Here is a 17372-nt window from a genome sequence, read left to right as displayed (position 1 = left end):
TCCAGTGACAAACCGCTTTTTGTTACACTCTCTTGTTAGAAGTATTCAAGTAAATCTTGTTCCTTCAAAGCTGCTTTTTGATCTTTATCAAGATCAAGAATTACCTTACCCTTTTTCAAAACAATTAGTCGATTACCGTATTTAATAGCTTCGGTTAAATTATGAGTGACCATTAAACAGGTTAATTCTTTTTCTAAGATAACCTTGTTAGTAAGCTCCATCAATTCTTGACTAGTTTGTGGGTCTAGAGCAGCTGTATGCTCATCTAATAAAAGTAATTCAGGTCTTTGAATGATTGCCATTAGGAAGCTTAAAGTCTGTCTTTGACCACCAGATAAATTTTCAGTAAAAGTATTGAGTCGATTATCTAGTGTAGGTAGATCTTTGGTTAACTCCTTAAATTTTTCCATATTGTCATTTAGTTTACGAAGACGTAATCTTCTAGGCAGACCGCGACGTTTTGCCAATAGAAGATTTTCAGCCACGGTCATTCTTGGAGAAGTACCAAGTTTTGGATCCTGATATACACGGCTGATATAATGGCTTCTTTTAGCAAGGTTTTTGTGAGTTATATCTTCATCATTTAATTTGATGTCACCAGATGATAACTTGTTAGCACCAGTTATAGCATCAAGTAAAGTTGATTTACCAGCACCGTTAGTTCCCAAAACGACAATGAAGTCTTTTGGATAAATTTTCAAATTGATTCCATCAAGAATATTTAAATCTTGATTGTCGTTATAAATTGTTTTAACTGCATTGTTGATTTCTAGTAATGGTTTCATTTTGACTTGACCCCGTTTCTAAATGCTCTGAAGAATTGTTCTCTAATAGTAGGAAGTGCTAAACATAATGCTAAGATGATGGCTGAAATAAGTTTAAGATCATTAGTATTAAAGCCTAATTGTAGGACGATCATTAAGATCAAGCGGTAAACAATAGAGCCGATCACGATTGTTATTATTCTGACACTTAATGGAACGTCAGGATATAAAACCTCACCGATAATGATAGCTGAAAGTCCAATAACGATGGATCCAATTCCCATGTTGACATCGGCAAATCCATTTTGTTGAGCAATCAATCCACCAGTTAAAGCAACGATACCATTTGAAACCATAATGCCGATAAACTTCATAACAGTTGTATTAATACCAAGTGATGCTGCCATTATTTCGTTATCACCAGTGGCAATAACTGCTTGGCCTTTTTCTGTGTTTAAGAAAATTATTAGTAGGAAAGTGATAATAGCTATGATAATGATTCCTAAAATAATTCCATTGAAGTTGACTGGTAACTTGTTTAATCCATATTGATCGAAAATATTATTTGGTTTAGTCAAAGACATATTGGCCTTGCCTAGAATTCTTAAATTAACAGAATATAAAGCAGTCATTGTTAAAATTCCGGCTAAAAGGCTAGGGATATGTAATTTTGTATACATGAAAGCTGTCGCAAAACCAGCTAGATTACCAAAAATAAAAGCTACAAGTAATGCAATTTCTGCTGAATAACCATGTTGAATCAACATTACCGCTGTAACGGCTCCAAGTGGAAAGCTTCCTTCAACGGTCATATCAGGAAAATCTAAAATTCTAAATGTGATGAAAAGGCCGATAGCCATGATAGCCCAGATAAAACCCTGGCTGATAGTTGATATTATTAGATTCATTTTATGATCTTCCCTTCTTTTTGAGCTTTTTTAACGAGTGAGTCAGGAAATTGAATATTAAGTTCCTTGGCTTTCTTTTCATTAAGAACTAAATGTCCCTTTTTAATAAATGTAACAGGCATTGTAGCTGGTTTTCCTTTTCCTTCAAGAATTTTGATGACATCATCACCAGTTTTTTGACCTAGTTCATATTGGCTAAGTCCGATCGTGGCAAGGCCACCATCTTTAACCATTGTTGTTGCAGCTGGGAAAACAGGAACGTTTTTCTTTCCGGCAATACTTGATAGAAGTTTCATACCACTTGCAACAGTGTTGTCTGTTGGAACAAAGATAGCTTGTGAGTTTTCGGATAAGTTTGTAGCGACTTGCTGTAAATCGTTAACGTTACTAATACTTGAAACTTTCACTTGAATATTATTTTTTTGAGCAAGTTTCTTCATTGCCTTCATTTCAGTTGTGGCTGACATATCACTTGAAGTGTAAACAATTCCCAATGTCTTTAAATCAGGCATGATTTCTTTTATCATCTTGAGTTGGCTTTCAAGAGGAGCTTGGTCAGAAACACCAGTTATATTTCCCCCTGGTTTGGTGTTGCTAGGGATGATACCAAATCCTTTTGGATCGGTAACAGCTCCCATGACGATAGGAATACTTGAAGTAGCGTTCTTTAATGATTGAACTGATGGAGTAGCAATTCCGACAGCAACATCAACGTTATCTTCGACAAATTGTTTACTGATAGTTCTTAAATTACTTTGGTCACCTTGAGCATTTTGAAATTCAATTTTGATATTTTTACCATTGATATAACCGTGCTTTTTCAAGGTATCATCTAATCCCTTATTAATTTGATCTAAGGCTGGATGTGACATTAATTGTAAAACGCCAACCTTTGGAATCTTATTTTTAGCAACCTTCTCAGTATGGCCTGTATAAAAGAATGCAAATATCAGAAATGCGAATAAAAAGATAAGAGTGCCATATAATCGTTTCGTGTGTTTCATAATTTCTCCCCCTAAATGTATAAAAAAAGACAATCTCAGCATTGTGAGATTGTCTTAATAAAACAAAAAATCCCACATGAAATTTAAAGTTATTCCATGTGGGTGTTATTTAAACGTAGTTTAATAAGCCGACATGGATACAATCCCTTTCAGGCTGCATCCATATCGGATCAACCTGAATTATCGGCTTTGCCAACGATTATTTACGATGTTTAGAGAATTAATATTTTTCATAATTGAAATCTCCTAACTAGTTGATGGCTAAAATGTTATTTCATAAATTAAAACTTGTCAATAACTAAATGTTAAAAAGATAATAAAATGGCACGTTTTATACAAAGTATTTTAGTCCAAAAACACATCTGTAGCAAGTTTTTGGAGCCTGTTTTAATAAAATTAAAATTATTTGTTAATAGGACTAATTTATATATTTTTTGAATCAAATCGATACAAATTTATTTTGTAGAAGTATTATATTAGGTATTCGTTCAAATGGATTTTCAAAGGTGTTTTCAGATGAAAAAAAATGTAATTAGAATTTTTGCGGTAATATTGGCTGTCTTAACGGTGACAATAATTACTTACTTTGATTCGTTCTTATATAAAAATCCGATTATAAGAATCGAACAAACGCAAACTATCAAAAAAGATAAGAGTACGGATGAATATAAAAATACAGATACGCAAATTGAACAAAAATTAACGGGAGTATTTTTAAATACTAATAAGCGAAAACAGAGATTAACCTTAAAAAATACTTATTATCAATCTCAGCTTTTAGACCAGAAATATCATGTTGGTCAACAGGTGATTTTATCAAAGTCAGGACATCATTATTCAATAAAAAATGTTAAGCGAGATACTGTTATAGTGTTTAGCTTAGGGTTAGTAATTATTCTTCTATTTTGTATGCAATTCAGCAGAGGGAAACTATTGATAAGTGTGCTGCTTAATTTATTAGTTTACTATGGGTTCGTAAAATTGCTGATTCATAACAACACTAACTTGTTACTATTGATGACCGTTATAACGTCTCTTTTAATCTCAGGAATAGCTTTATTAATTATTTTAGGGCCTAATAGTGACGCCTTAATGGCATATTTAAGTACGGTTTCTGCAACTACATTGTCGATATTATTAAGCATTCTGTTATTGAAACTCTCAGGTAATAGTGGTGTTCATATGGAATTAACAGATTTTGGACTGCAACCATATTTCAGTGTTTTTTATTCACAAGTTATTTTTAGTGTATTAGGAGTCATTTTAGATGAGACTATGGATATTTCTTCATCATTGATAGAAATGAAAAAAGAAGTTAATGATGTTAAAGAAAAAGTCTTATTTAAAGCTGGAATTAATATTGGACGAGAGTTGATCGGACCGCTAATCAATATTCTATTATTCATCGTTATAGCGGAGCATTTGAATTTGATTTTATTGTATTTGAGTAATGGTAACTCAATTGGTTATACATTTACGATGACTTTAAGTCTTGGATTTGCACAACTTTTGATTAGTGCGATAGGGATCGTCTTAACAGTTCCAATAACTAGTTTTATTGCTAGTAAAATAATTACAAGGAGGGCTTATTAATGCTATTTTTGTTGGGTGCTTTTGTAGTTTTATTATTAATTGTAGCAGGTAGTAGAGGCTTTTCTTTACTGTTTGGGTTATCGATAAATCTGGTTTCTATCGTTGCATTATTGATATTGATAGCTGATGGTTTTAATGTGTTGATAACAACGTCAATCATCTCCTTGATCATTTTGATCGTTGCTATTTATATGAATGTTGAGAATGCTGCTACAGCAAATATTGCTTTTAAGACATCTATATTAATTGTCGTTATTATCTTGATTATTACTGTTCCCTTAGAATTTTGGGCTAGTGCTCAAGGAATGGGATTTGAAGACCAAGAAGAATTAGAATCGTTCTCTCTAGCAGCAGGTGTGTCTTTTCCTCAGTTAGCTATAGCAATCATTGTTGTAAATAGTTTAGGTGTTATTTCTGAAACTAGTGTTGCAATCTCTAGTGGATTAAACGAAATTATCCTAAGTAAGCCGACTCTTACTCCTAAAGAAGTTTTCTCGGATGGTTTTTCAGTTGGTAATAAGATATTAAGCACGCAAACTAATACTTTATTGTTCAACTTTTCCATTGTTCTTTTTAATGAACTCTTTGAATTATAAGTTTTCAGATGTTATCAACAATAAACTGCTTGTTGCTGAAGTTTTAACTATGTTGATCTGTGCCATCGGAGTTATTTTGACAGTTCCTATAACGGCATACTTTGTTTATCGAAATGCTGGTAAAAAATCAGTTGATAGTATTGATAAATAACTTCTTGGATGCTCTTGATAAAGCAGTATACATTCTGTTGTTTCCTAGTCTATTTTTTGAGAAGTAATTTTTGTCGTTATTTATAACAATTACATTGTCGAATTCTAATCCCTTAGCAACTATAAGTGGCATAACGGATATACCTTTTTTAGGTAGAATACTATTTGAATCGAGTGCTTTTATATGTAAATCGTTTGATATTTTTTTAGCACTCTCTATGTCTGGTGTAATTATTGCTGATAGCTCAGTAGGTTTAAATTGTTTTATTTGCTGATCAATATTAGAAATTAAGTTTTTAGATGCTATTTTTGAATGAATTGGCGTCTGACCATCTGCTTGAATGATTCTTATATTTTCTAAAAGTGACGAAGTGCCAAAACTGATAAATTCTTTGGTAATACTGCCACTAGAACGATAACTTGTATAAAGATTGCGCTGTTTGACATTTATCATATTTTCTTCAAATAATTTTGACAGATCAGTAAAATCAATAGGATTGTTAGATTCTTTGATGGACTGAAACTCATCACCGACAAGTGTCCATTTGGCATTAGGCAGTGCATTTATTAAGAAGAATAATTCATCTAAAGAATAATCTTGGACTTCGTCTATCATGACAAATTTAATATTGTTCTTATTAAGATTAAATAATTTCAATTGAATAAATCGGTAATCTAAAAAGTTGTGTTCATCTATTCCTAAAATGTCGTCGATAATTTGGAATATATTGAGCCAACTTTTTTGTTTTATTTGTTGGATTAAATTGCGATATTGCCAAGTAAGCATTCTTTTGGTTGCCTTTATGATTTCTGAATCGGTAGTTGGCGATATTAATTTACCGAAGATTGCTTCTTGGTCTGAGTCGGTCAACCCATCTAGTTTAGCTTGGATATTTGAGTCCGTTGCAGATTTTAAGATATGATCCTTCACTTCTTTTAGTAATAGTTCAGTTAATGCGGTGATCCTTTTTGGTAAGGATAAAGATTTTGGTGTTCTATTAAAAATTTCCAATAATTTGGATTTAGAAAAGACAACAGTTGTATTAACCTTTAACGGTTTAAAGTCTTGATAAGACAAAGATAAGTCATTTAATTGCTCATTAATATTTTTTAAATGACTCTGTTTGTTTTTAAAATTAGTAGTGTTAGTAGGAGTATTTAAAAATTGCTTGAAAGTCATTTGTGAAGGCGTATCTTCACCAAGACTAGGTAAAACATCATTGATATAGTTGGTAAATAAAGAGTTTGGCGTTATTAATAAGACATCCTCAGCAACCAGCGTTTCGCGATAACGGTATAGCAAATAAGCGATACGTTGCAAAACTACAGATGTTTTTCCACTTCCAGCTATACCATTGACTAATAGTGCCGGAGATTTTTCATCTCGAATGATAACATTTTGCTCTTTTTGAATTGTAGCGGTGATAGATGTCATCTGATTACTTTTGTTTTCTTGAAGTGTTTTAACTAATAATGGATCTTGAATAGCAACGTTTGTATCGAAGATATCTTGTAGTATGTTGTCATGTAATAGAAATTGACGTCTCAATTTAATATCGACATTTATATTTGATCCGTTTGCTGTATAAAAGGTTTTACCCATTTTATTGTTGTAATATAGGTCAGCAATTGGAGAACGCCAATCAATCACTAATGGATCTTCATTATTCTTTGAGAAACCAGTTGATCCAATGTAAAAAGGAATACTTTCTAATTCGTCAGGGTATTTAAGGTCAATTCTGGCAAAGTAGGGACTAGGTAGTAGTTGTGTTATTTTTTTCTTAGTTATCTCTAATTGGTTTTGTTTACTATTAAAGTAATCTATTTGCTTGTTCATACTTTCCATTGAAGCAAAAGTATCTAAATTATCAGCGTAACTATCGAAATTTAGAGCTGTGTCATGTCCGGATTGTTTCTTAAAATTTATAGCTTGATTAGAATTTTTAGAAAGTAACTCTTCGACTGTTATAAGTGTATCGCTTAGTTCTTGGTAAACCTTTTTAAGATGTATTTGTTCTAAATCAAAAGTATTCTCCATCTATTGCCCTCCATAACCATTTTAGATATTAAATGATATTACGTTATGTCATTAAATAACAGTCTTGTATTGGTTCAAAAATCCGTGCATAATTATATATGGAAAGATAAATAAGACAGAGTGGGACAAAACATGTTCAGCTTTCGAGCATTAAGGCAAAAGAGTCCAGTAATCCGATTTTGGATTACTGGACTCTTTTGTTTTAAGCGGAAAAAGCTATGTTTTGTCGCACGTTTATGCTGCATGTTTAAGGAAAAAATGGTTTTGTCCCAAACTCATTTTTTGTCACGCTCTATTATCGATCAAATTTACGAATTATACGTCCAAGAATAAACATTACAACTGCAAATCCAACGATAATGATCCATGTATCTTTGATATCACTAGTTTGTGGTAATCTGCCTTTTCCTGTGGAAACATTTCCAGGAAGTGTTACTTCAGGGAAGCTAGGTTCAGTGATTACTCCAGGTTGGCCTGGTTTTATAGGCTCTGATGGAGAAGGTGTTGGTTTAACACTAGGAACATCTTCATCATTTTGATCACCGGGTTCTTCAGGACCAGTTGTAGGAGGAATAACACCAGGTTTTTCAGGTTCCTCAGGCTCTTCAGGTTCTGGTTCAGGTTCAATAGGAGGAGTTACACCAGGTTTTTCAGGTTCCTCGGGCTCTTCAGGTTCTGGTTCAGGTTCAGGTTCAACAGGAGGAGTTACACCTGGATTTGTTGGTAATTCTGGATTATCTTTTGCAGATACTTGAGTTGTCTTGTCAGCTTTTACTTCAAAGTTAATTGGAGTTTTATCTAATGTATATCCTTCAGGAGCTTCAATTTCTACTAATGAGTATTTCCCGGCAGAAAGTCCTGACATATAGAATATACCGTCTTTGCCAGTTTTTACATTGCTAATAACTTGTCCTTGAGCATCCCTTAATTCATATAGGGCATTTGGTACACCCAATCCGGTGCTTGTATTTGTTTTAGTTAGTTCAAAGTTACCAAACTCGTGGTCACCGGATGAAATAGGATAATCAACAGCTTCGTAGTTAAGATTTGTATTATCACTTGTTAAGTCAAAATAGATAGGTGTTTCGTTGATTTGATAACCTTCAGGGGCTTTTGTCTCAATCAAATGATATGTACCAATAGGTAAATCACCTACTTTGATAGATCCATTTTCGTCAGTAGTCAAATCTGGACGGACAATATTATCATTTGAATCATATAAATCATATACTGCTCCAGCAAGGGCCTTATTTGTATCAGCAGCGTACTTAATTATGGATAGCGAACCACGAATAGGCTCATCTGATTGTGATAATTCGATAGGTATACTTGTACTACCCATAACACTGAATGTGATTGAATTTTGGTTTAACTGATAGCCATTTGGAGCTTTAATCTCTTTAAGTACATATGTACCAATAGGTAGATTTCCTACTCTAAATTGACCATTTTCATCAGTAGTAAGATTGTCCTCAATAATGTTTCCTTTATAATCAGTTAGTTGATAAACAGCACCAGTAAGTGGGTTACCTTCAAAATTGCTCTTTTGAAAAACAAAGTTTCCAAGAGAATTACCGGTACCAGTACCAGAACCACCCCAATTTACATCAGCAGTAACATCTGAATGTACTTGATCAGATGATAAGGAGGCGTTATCTGACCAATTATTTGGGGCATTTTTATCAGCTTCAATTTTAACTCTAAAGGTCATATCGACGGCGGTATCAACATCACCAAAATCAAAAATCACTTTATTACCAGAAACAGTCACTTTAGGTGATAGGTAAGTTCCGTTTGGCTCAAATACACCATTTTCATTGTATGAACCAGCAGGAGCATAAACACTACTATCAACATAAGTTTGTCCGGATCCTAAAGTATCGACAATAACAACGTTGGTTAATTTTTCACCGTTAGGATTAAAGGCAATATTCCAAACAACATTCTGTGGTAAACCATCTTCATCGTAGTCATATAGCCAGCCTATTTTATTGACAGTCCAATCAAAATGGCCTGGATTTGTAGTACTGGTTTGTGTACCATGACCACTAATATTGATGGTACCTTTTCTATCATGTGATGTAGATGATAAAGCATCGTTGAATGTTATAGTACCAGTTTTTTCACCAGCTTTAACACTGAAAGTACCAATTTGAAGGCCTTCATCGTTATACATTGGGATATTAGTCAAGTCACCACTAGAACTAAAATCGTCTGGCAAGGTAAACGTTGCAGTATCACCGGCTTGAATTTGTACGCCATCTGCAATAGACCATTCATACTTTACTGAAAATTTTTCCCAGGTATACATTGTGTCTCCAACTTGGACAGGTTTGCCACTTGAATTTGTTAAGATAGCATCACCGGCACCAAGTCCGGAGGTTGGAATCGATGATAGCGGTTGGGTATTGGTATTCGCGGCACGAGCAGTTTCAGAAGTTGGAACCATCCATGTTAAAAGGGCCAATATTACTGTTACCATCGCAATTAAAAGTTTAGACTTTTTAATGCGCATGATTAACATCTCCCTTAGCAATAAATGCTCTTATCTTTTAATCAAACGTAATTATAGGTCCATACAAATTTTAAATAAAACAATCAGCCCAATTATTATTTAATGCTTACTTTACAGAGATTTGTATATATACCAATCATTTTAATTATAAAAAAGAACCGACCAAGTTGGCCGATTCTTCTTAAAATGGACTCTGCATTTGAACTATATAATTTAATATTCTAGTAGAGTAAGACGTTTCGTCAAAATTACTTTTGATCTCCTTTTTTAAATCTGACAGATTATCTGTAATAATTCCATCTACATCTAAAAACATCATTTGATCCATGACGTTAGTATCATTAACAGTCCAGGCAAATACGCTTTTATTCATTGCATGTGCTCCGTCGATAAATGTGGAATTTAATGTTGTGTATTCCATCGTAAAAGCATTCGCATGTGTTTTGGGGACTCCAGATAAGTTATATGAAAGAATATAGCTGGCAGGAACGTGTGGCATATACTTTTTACTCTCTTGAATATAATCGTAGTCTAGGGAATGTACCATATCGCCGTTATGCTGCAATTGCCGATCGTATTTATGGGCAAAGTTTTTAACAAAATCAGGGCCGTTTCCTTTTACATCTTTATATTCAATTAGTAATTTTTGATGTAACTTGGTAGCTGTTTTTAAATAGTCATCAAAACTTGCAATATAGGCGGTTTTACCATTTTCATGAATTTGAACTCGTTTAAGTTGATTTAAAGTCATTTGACTTGGCTTTTTATTAATTCCAGCAAGTCCCTTGAGGGTGGTGTCGTGGTAAACCACATATTTATGATCCTTTGTTTCTTGAATATCCATTTCAATATATGTTGGATTTTCTTTAGACGTTTCTTTTAATGCGGGAATTGAATTTTGAACACCATTACCATCATCGACTCCGCGATGGGATATTGTAACGGGTCTATCTAATAACCAGCCCTTAAAATATACAGTATTGTAACTCATGAAACTGAATAAAATACCAGCAGCAAGTAATGCCCAGAACCACTTATGTGATTTGTTTTTGTTATGTGATTCAAAGTAAGTTGTTTTAGTATTACTTAGGATTATTAATGCGGCGATAGATGTACCGTATATACTAGCCGAATAATTAATTATTTGAACAGCAGTCATATTAACTATTGCCATAGGGAATCTGATAAATGGTATTTTATCGATCAACCATTGTAGACCAACAATCAATAATAAAAGTCCTTCAAATACAAAGGGAACAATAATGATAATTACTAAGAGTATACCTAGATAATGAAGCGTGCGATTTTTGGTTTTTCTCCAACTATATTTGATTGATTGACTAATAGTTTTGTTTTCAAAAATCATTGCTGGTAAGACAAACAACCATCTTAAACCGATGTAAAAAATTACTAAGTATAAAACAACTATAAGTGCGCCTAAATAGAAGTGTTCTGTAAAGATCCAATCAAGAATAAATTCAGGAATCTTAACTTTATTTAATAAATTAGAGTAAAAGCCAATGTCTCCAATTGGCATAACGATGAGAAAGTATAATAGAAAGAATCCAAATCCTTTGAATGATAGTTGGTAGACATTTCTAAAAACATCTTTAAAATAGTCACGCCAACGCAGATTTGCATTAGATTTAATAGCTTGAAAACTATTTAAAAGTAAAGTGAATTGGCTAAATATCAATATAAGAATAAGTAGTAATATCAACAATAAACCTAGTATTACTAAGGGTTTACCCGTGATCAGACTTAAAATATTTGTATAAGAAATATAATTGACGTTTCCTAGATCCAAAATTGCATTAGTTAGTGTATTCAGAACTGGAATGACAATTAAATTAATGGATAATTCCACTAAAATGATAATCTGACTGTATTTCCAAAAATTTGACCAAAATATCTGGTTTAATGATTTGAATTCTCTAAAGCTCACCATGTTATACCCCTAATTGAAATAGTTATATTTAAATATACTACTATTTCTTTAATCTAGTACTTAATTGTTCTAACTCATCTTTATTAAAATTAGCAAAATTGAATCTAAAGTTTTCTTTTGTGGCACCGTAAATTGGTCCAGGTTTGACCAGAATGTCTTTTTTGAGGAGATTTTCAAATATTTCTGGATCATCTTGTTTGACCCATAAATAAAATCCACCCTTAGGGGATGAGAAGTGCCAGTTAGGACGTAATTCATAGAATATTTGACTGACTATATGTCGATGTTCAGCTAGTTCTAATTTCAAGGTAGTTATTTCCGAATTAAATGACTTGTCGTTTAAAGCTAAATTAGCCATGACTTGTGCCAACATACTAGGAACAATATCTAATTTCTTTTGAACCTGTAATAATCTTTGGCCGATTGCTTGGGGGGCAACTATCCATCCGATTCTAGTGCTTGACCCCAGCAATTTTGAAAGAGAACTTATGTAAATTACATTTTCTGGAGCCAGTGACTTAAATGTAGGGACTTCGTCCTTAGAATCAACTAACCAGCCAAAAACGTCATCTTCAATAATGGCTATTTGGTAATCTTGACAGATTTTAAGTATTCTTTGTCTTTGTTCAAGTGAAAATATTTCTCCAGTTGGATTTTGAAATGTTGGATTTAAAATCAGTAGTTTTATGCGATGCTTTAGGATCACTTTTTCCAGTACATCTATATCTATTCCTGAGGAAGTTAGAGGAATAGGAAAAGTTCTTATACCAACAGTTTTAAAAATAGCACTTGAATTAAAGTATGATGGCTGAGCAAAGGCAACAGAATCCCCAATTTGTAAAAGACTGCGTAATATTAACAACAAGGACTGCTGAGCTCCACCTGTTACTAATAAACTCTGATTATTTAATTTGAATTGATTTCTTTTTTCATGCATTTCGCTGATTGTTTGAATCAGTGGTAGATAACCTGCATCTTGGGATTGCTTTTGAGCTATTAAGAAGTTTTGCCAGTTGATTTGTAGTGAACCTAAATGAGGTATTAACTCCATAGGTAGTTCGTTACCGGCACCGTCCAAAAGGGTATGGTTATTTAGTGCTCTGGCCTGAGTTATTTTACTTTGATATGAGGAGTAAGTTGTTTCATGATTTTCTAAAAATAAATTCCAATCGACTTTTCTTGTTGTGGAATGGATCTGTGGTAGTGGGGAAACAAAAGTCCCACTACCACTTTTTTTGATCAATAAGCCAGATGATGAGAGTTCAAGTAATGCTCTGGTAACTGTTGAGCGATCGACTTTAAAAACATCTGCCAATTTTCTCTCTGAAGGCAGTCTTTGACCCGGAAGTAATTTTTCTTCTTGAATCAAACTGCGAATCAATTTGGTTATTGCTAAGTATTTAGGCTTTGTATCTGGCAAGTCGTCATACCAATTTATCATTAATGAACACCCTTAGACTTTTTTCTTCAGTATAATAATTGGATGGAAAAAAAACAAGCCAATTGGATGTTGTAGTAATCGCTACCTAAAGCAATACTTATTGTTATGAGGAGGTGAATTGATGGAAGATGTTTTAACTATAGCTGGGTCAGACAGTTTAGCTGGTGGCGGTATTCAAGCTGATTTAAAAACATTTGAAGAATTGGATGTATTTGGTGTCAGTGCACTAACAAGTATTGCATCGATCATAAATAATGAAGTTATATTAAATCAGATAAATTCGGCCGTGATACTGCAACAATTGGATTCTATCTTAGATCAATTGCCGATTCATTTTGCTAAAACCGGATTATTAGGAGATACTGCGGCTTTGAAAATAATTTGCAATAAGTTGGAACAATACGATTTGAAATTGATCGTAGATCCAGTTTTAGTCTTTAAAGAAGGAGATAGTCAGATAAAGTCTGATTATCTAGATTTGATGAAAGAAAGATTGTTGCCATTAGCATATGTTGTGACACCTAATTTAGAAGAGGCAAAACAATTAAGTGGATTATCAAAAATTACTACTAAAGATGATGTTAGAGAAGCAGCCAAAAGAATACAAAAAACTGGTTGTAAAAACGTAGTGATCAAAGGTGGTAATAGATTTCCTGGCGATCAAGCAATAGATTATTTGAGATGTGAAGATATCGATTACTGGTTTGAGGGATCCAAAATTAATAATTTAGCCACGGATGGTGCGGGATGTACTTTTTCTGCGGTTATTACTGCTGAATTAGCAACTGGTCAATCATTGCCAGAAGCTGTTAATTTTGCAAAAAGATTTGTGCGTCAAGGAATTAAAAAAGGAATAAAAATAAATTCTCAATTAGGTAGCGTCTGGCAAGGCGCATATCGTCATTAGGAGTGAATCGATGAAAAATAATTCAGTAAAACAAATAACTTTAGCAGCTATTTTAATTGCTATGACGGTCAGTCTTTCATTACTTGTTGTTATTCCAGTTCCTGCTACAAAGGGAATCGTTACTCTTTGTGAAGTAGGTATTTATACTAGTGCAATTTTATTTGGTAACCCAATGGGATTCACGGTCGGTGCTGTTAGTGGATTCTTGATCGATATAATTTCAGGATATCCACAATGGTGTCTTTTCTCATTGATCATTCATGGTCTTCAAGGTGCAGCGGTAGCTTACTTTACACCAGAAAGAAATAAGAGAATTAAGACAACAATTGTTCCATTACTTATCGGAAGCGTAATTATGGTAGTTGGGTATTGTTTGGCAACCGCATTATTATTTGGTTGGCCTGCAGGTATTGCTTCTATATTTAGTAATATTATTCAAGTTGGATTTGGTATGGCAGTAACATTACTTATTGTTGAAAGTTTAGTTAAATTCAGACCTAACTTGGTTTAGGGAGTGTTTTTATGGAGTTAGATTTAAATAAAATAGAAAAAGATTTAGATAGTATCATGAAGGATGTCCTAGAAAAAGCAAATTTAAAAGATGGAGACTTGTTTGTTTTAGGATGTTCAACTAGTGAGGTAGTTGGTGGCAAGATCGGAAAAGATTCTAATCTGGATGTTGGTAAAGTTATTATAAAAACTATATTAGCTAACTTATCTCCTAAAGGAATAAACTTAGCCGTTCAAGGTTGTGAACATATAAATCGAAGCTTGGTAGTGGAACGGTCAGTAGCAGAACATAATGGTTTTGAAATAGTTTCAGTAGTTCCAGCTCTACATGCTGGTGGTGCAGCATCTATTCAAGCGTTTAAACAATTTAATGATCCTGTTGAAGTAGAACATGTAACTGCACAAGCTGGACTTGATATTGGTGATACCTTTATAGGGATGCACGTTAAGTTTGTTCAAGTTCCTGTACGTCCTACAATTCAAACTCTTGGATCGGCTCATGTAACGGCGCTTCGTTCACGCCCTAAATATGTCGGTGGACCAAGAGCAAACTACGAACCAATTAAGTAAAAAATAAGACCTGCAAAATCCAAAATTGGACTGCAGGTCTTATTTTATTTATTCATCATAATGTCTAAAATTATTGGATTAGTTTCTTTTAGTCCCTTTGTAGCAAAAGTTCCTAGACCACGAATAGTTTTATCTATATCATCACTGACTAGTCCATTATTAGCTGGAATACTTACACCTTGAAGGGCTAAGTTCATAGATCGGTACATCGATGATACTGATGATGCAACTTTCATTGCACAAGAACACCCAGCACCGTCGCAAACCATTCCAACAGCATCACCCATCATATTATTAATAGTAGAAACTGCCACATTATAATCATTTTTTAGTAGGTAAACGCAACCGACTCCAGCACCCATTGATGCTGAATCAACGGCACAATAAGCGGATAGTAATGGTAAAAATGAGTGAATATATAAAGCAGTTAAGTGTGATAAGGCTAAAGCTCTAATGAGTTCTTCTTCAGAGGCTTTAGTATAATCAGCCGTTACACAAATAGGAACGGTTGCAGCAATCCCTTGATTACCAGATCCAGAATTAGTCATAGCAGGTAGTTGTGATCCTCCCATTCGAGCATCAGAAGCTGCTGAAGAATAGGAGATTATTTTATTTGATAAATCATCTGCTCCGTTTTGAAGAGGTGAATTGCGCATTGATTTTCCTAGCTTTAGTCCGTAATCATTTGTTAGACCATCATGAGCTAGATCCATATTAAGTTTTGCGGCTTGTTTAATGAATTGTAAGTTTTTTAAAGGCTCAGTTTGGCAGAAATCCCAAACTTCTTGAAGATTAACTGTTTTTAGAAATTCTTGAGAAGCTGATATTGATTGTGGTTCAGGACGTTCTTTAGAGAAAATCACTTTATCGTTTTTCTTTATTAAGAATATATTTGTATGACCACCTGCAATGCTGACTGTAACAGTATCGTTTTTATCAGCAATACTTACTTCTACATAAAGCTTGTCGTCAACGGGTGCAATTTTTGCTGATACTTTACCAGAGTCTACTAAATCATTGATTTTTGGAAGATCATCTTTGATTAATCCGGCAATAACATTGAGGCCAGCTGTTGGATCACCGGCTATTGCACCAGTGGCAGCGGCTACTAGCAAACCAGGTTTCCCAGTACCGGGAACAATTACCGCCATGGCATTTTTCATTACACCTAGTGAAACGTTTATTTCTATTTTTTGAATATCTTTGTTTTCGAGGTATGCCATGCAATTTGCTGCTCCAAAAGCAACTGCGATAGGTTCAGTACATCCTGTTGCAGGGACTACACCTTCCTTTAGCGCTTGAACGAGATTTGTTCTGGTTTCTTTTTTTAAGCACATAATCAACATATCCTTTCTACAAAGTTTGATGATAGAAGAATTATGCTGAACAGCCCTTTGAGGTGGTAAGCATAAATCATGTTCATCAACCTAGTTACTGATTCCGTAAAGAGTATAGCATTAAAGAAAACGCTTTCATACAGGCACTGGCGATTATCTTCAATTTATATTATGGAGTTTTAGGAAAAGAAAAATAAAGCATTCAAAAGTAGTGATTAATTTCACTAATTGACCTACACTTGATAGTAGGAGGGCTATTACTACATAAGTGAAAAGAGGCCGTGACCATGGTTGAACAAATAGTTGATAAGAATTTTACGACTGAGAACTTATCAAATAGAAACTATAACAATGTTCGTTTTAAAAATGTTGATTTTTCTAATGCTGATTTAGACGGTATTGATTTGGATAATTGTCTATTTGTAAATTGCAATTTTTCACATGCATCATTAAAAAATGCATCTTTGATAGGAGCAGATTTAAGAGGATGTGATATGAGCTATAGTGACATTTCTGGAGCTAATATGTTTCATTCGATGTTAGAAGACGCTGATTTAACTGGAATCGTATCAAATGATGCGACACAATATTTTAGATTGCATTGTCCGGAAAAAGGCGCTTTTTTAGGATACAAAAAGTGCTTTGATTATCGGATAGTTAAATTGTTGATACCCGCAGATGCTAAAAGGACATCAGCTACAGCTAATTCATGTCGTTGTGACAAAGCTAAAGTTATGACTATCGATGATATGTACACTGATGATATTTACCAAGATGCTATTTCATATGTTGATCCTAATTTTGTATATCGAGTAGGGCATATGGTTGTAGCGAAAAACTTTAATCCAAATCGTTGGGATGATTCAACTGGTGGAATTCATTTTTGGATGACACGTAAAGAGGCTGAAGGATATATGTAAAGGCCGTGGTACAGCAAATCAGATACATATTATCTAGTTGACAGTTATGAATTGCGTTGATAGACTTGAGCTGTAGTCAAAAGGTTATCAAGAAATAAAAAAGAGGGATGTTCGAACATCCCCCAGATAGCCCGTTTAAGACGGTGGCTGCATTAACTTATATTAATTAGA

General features: G+C 33.8%; 13 protein-coding genes and 1 pseudogene. 6 read left to right on the top strand and 8 right to left on the bottom strand.

The features are described from left to right. Positions 1 to 35: 35 nt before the first annotated feature. From FC72_RS02340 to trpX, 3 genes are read right to left on the bottom strand one after another with little or no spacing between them, the layout of a single operon-like run. Positions 36 to 785, bottom strand: a complete 750-nt coding sequence (locus tag FC72_RS02340; protein ID WP_057764388.1) for an ABC transporter ATP-binding protein — start codon at positions 783 to 785, stop codon at positions 36 to 38. Continuing rightward, a complete protein-coding gene (locus FC72_RS02335) occupies positions 782 to 1672 on the bottom strand; it encodes an ABC transporter permease (RefSeq protein WP_057764386.1) in 891 nt (296 codons plus the stop codon). The genes FC72_RS02340 and FC72_RS02335 overlap by 4 nt, the downstream gene beginning before the upstream one ends. Further along, positions 1669 to 2676 carry a tryptophan ABC transporter substrate-binding protein gene (gene trpX / locus FC72_RS02330; protein ID WP_057764384.1) on the bottom strand — a complete coding sequence of 336 codons (1008 nt, stop codon included), beginning with the start codon at positions 2674 to 2676 and terminating at the stop codon, positions 1669 to 1671. The genes FC72_RS02335 and trpX overlap by 4 nt, the downstream gene beginning before the upstream one ends. A gap of 516 nt (positions 2677 to 3192) precedes the next feature. On the opposite strand from trpX, the gene FC72_RS02325 reads away from it, so the two are divergent. Both FC72_RS02325 and FC72_RS02320 read left to right on the top strand, forming a co-directional pair. Continuing rightward, positions 3193 to 4269, top strand: coding sequence for a YibE/F family protein (locus tag FC72_RS02325; RefSeq protein ID WP_083480721.1), 1077 nt, complete (start codon positions 3193 to 3195; stop codon positions 4267 to 4269). Further along, positions 4269 to 5016: pseudogene (locus FC72_RS02320) on the top strand (YibE/F family protein). The gene FC72_RS02325 and the pseudogene FC72_RS02320 overlap by 1 nt, the downstream one beginning before the upstream one ends. On the opposite strand, the gene FC72_RS02315 reads toward FC72_RS02320, so the two are convergent. The 4 genes from FC72_RS02315 to FC72_RS02300 form a co-directional block, all read right to left on the bottom strand. Next, positions 4993 to 7053 carry a HelD family protein gene (locus tag FC72_RS02315; RefSeq protein WP_057764381.1) on the bottom strand — a complete coding sequence of 687 codons (2061 nt, stop codon included), beginning with the start codon at positions 7051 to 7053 and terminating at the stop codon, positions 4993 to 4995. The pseudogene FC72_RS02320 and the gene FC72_RS02315 sit on opposite strands and share 24 nt — an antisense overlap. A gap of 295 nt (positions 7054 to 7348) precedes the next feature. After that, positions 7349 to 9568, bottom strand: coding sequence for a SpaA isopeptide-forming pilin-related protein (locus FC72_RS02310; RefSeq protein WP_057764379.1), 2220 nt, complete (start codon positions 9566 to 9568; stop codon positions 7349 to 7351). Positions 9569 to 9749: 181 nt separating this feature from the next. Continuing rightward, positions 9750 to 11516, bottom strand: coding sequence for a glycerophosphoryl diester phosphodiesterase membrane domain-containing protein (locus FC72_RS02305; protein WP_057764377.1), 1767 nt, complete (start codon positions 11514 to 11516; stop codon positions 9750 to 9752). Between the two features lie 40 nt (positions 11517 to 11556). Next, positions 11557 to 12957, bottom strand: coding sequence for an aminotransferase-like domain-containing protein (locus FC72_RS02300; protein WP_057764375.1), 1401 nt, complete (start codon positions 12955 to 12957; stop codon positions 11557 to 11559). A gap of 121 nt (positions 12958 to 13078) precedes the next feature. Between FC72_RS02300 and thiD the strand changes: the two genes are divergently transcribed. The 3 genes from thiD to FC72_RS02285 are packed head-to-tail and all read left to right on the top strand — an operon-like array spanning position 13079 to position 14944. Further along, a complete protein-coding gene (gene thiD / locus FC72_RS02295; protein WP_057764373.1) occupies positions 13079 to 13864 on the top strand; it encodes a bifunctional hydroxymethylpyrimidine kinase/phosphomethylpyrimidine kinase in 786 nt (261 codons plus the stop codon). A 10-nt stretch (positions 13865 to 13874) separates the two neighbouring features. Next, positions 13875 to 14375 (top strand): ECF transporter S component, encoded by a 501-nt coding sequence (locus FC72_RS02290; RefSeq protein WP_057764371.1) that lies wholly within the window; start codon positions 13875 to 13877, stop codon positions 14373 to 14375. An 11-nt stretch (positions 14376 to 14386) separates the two neighbouring features. Then, a complete protein-coding gene (locus FC72_RS02285; RefSeq protein WP_057764366.1) occupies positions 14387 to 14944 on the top strand; it encodes a TIGR01440 family protein in 558 nt (185 codons plus the stop codon). A 44-nt stretch (positions 14945 to 14988) separates the two neighbouring features. On the opposite strand, the gene FC72_RS02280 is transcribed toward FC72_RS02285, so the two are convergent. Further along, positions 14989 to 16281: an L-cysteine desulfidase family protein gene (locus FC72_RS02280; RefSeq protein WP_057764365.1), complete on the bottom strand. Its 1293-nt coding sequence runs from the start codon at positions 16279 to 16281 to the stop codon at positions 14989 to 14991. A gap of 287 nt (positions 16282 to 16568) precedes the next feature. On the opposite strand from FC72_RS02280, the gene FC72_RS02275 reads away from it, so the two are divergent. Further along, positions 16569 to 17201 (top strand): pentapeptide repeat-containing protein, encoded by a 633-nt coding sequence (locus FC72_RS02275; protein ID WP_057764363.1) that lies wholly within the window; start codon positions 16569 to 16571, stop codon positions 17199 to 17201. The last annotated feature ends 171 nt before the right edge of the window (positions 17202 to 17372 follow it).

The sequence above is a fragment of the Companilactobacillus tucceti DSM 20183 genome, from assembly GCF_001434665.1.
In the GTDB taxonomy this organism is placed as follows: Bacteria; Bacillota; Bacilli; order Lactobacillales; family Lactobacillaceae; genus Companilactobacillus; species Companilactobacillus tucceti.
Note: the sequence above shows the minus strand (reverse complement) of the source record. Positions and strands in the feature narration are given on the sequence as shown.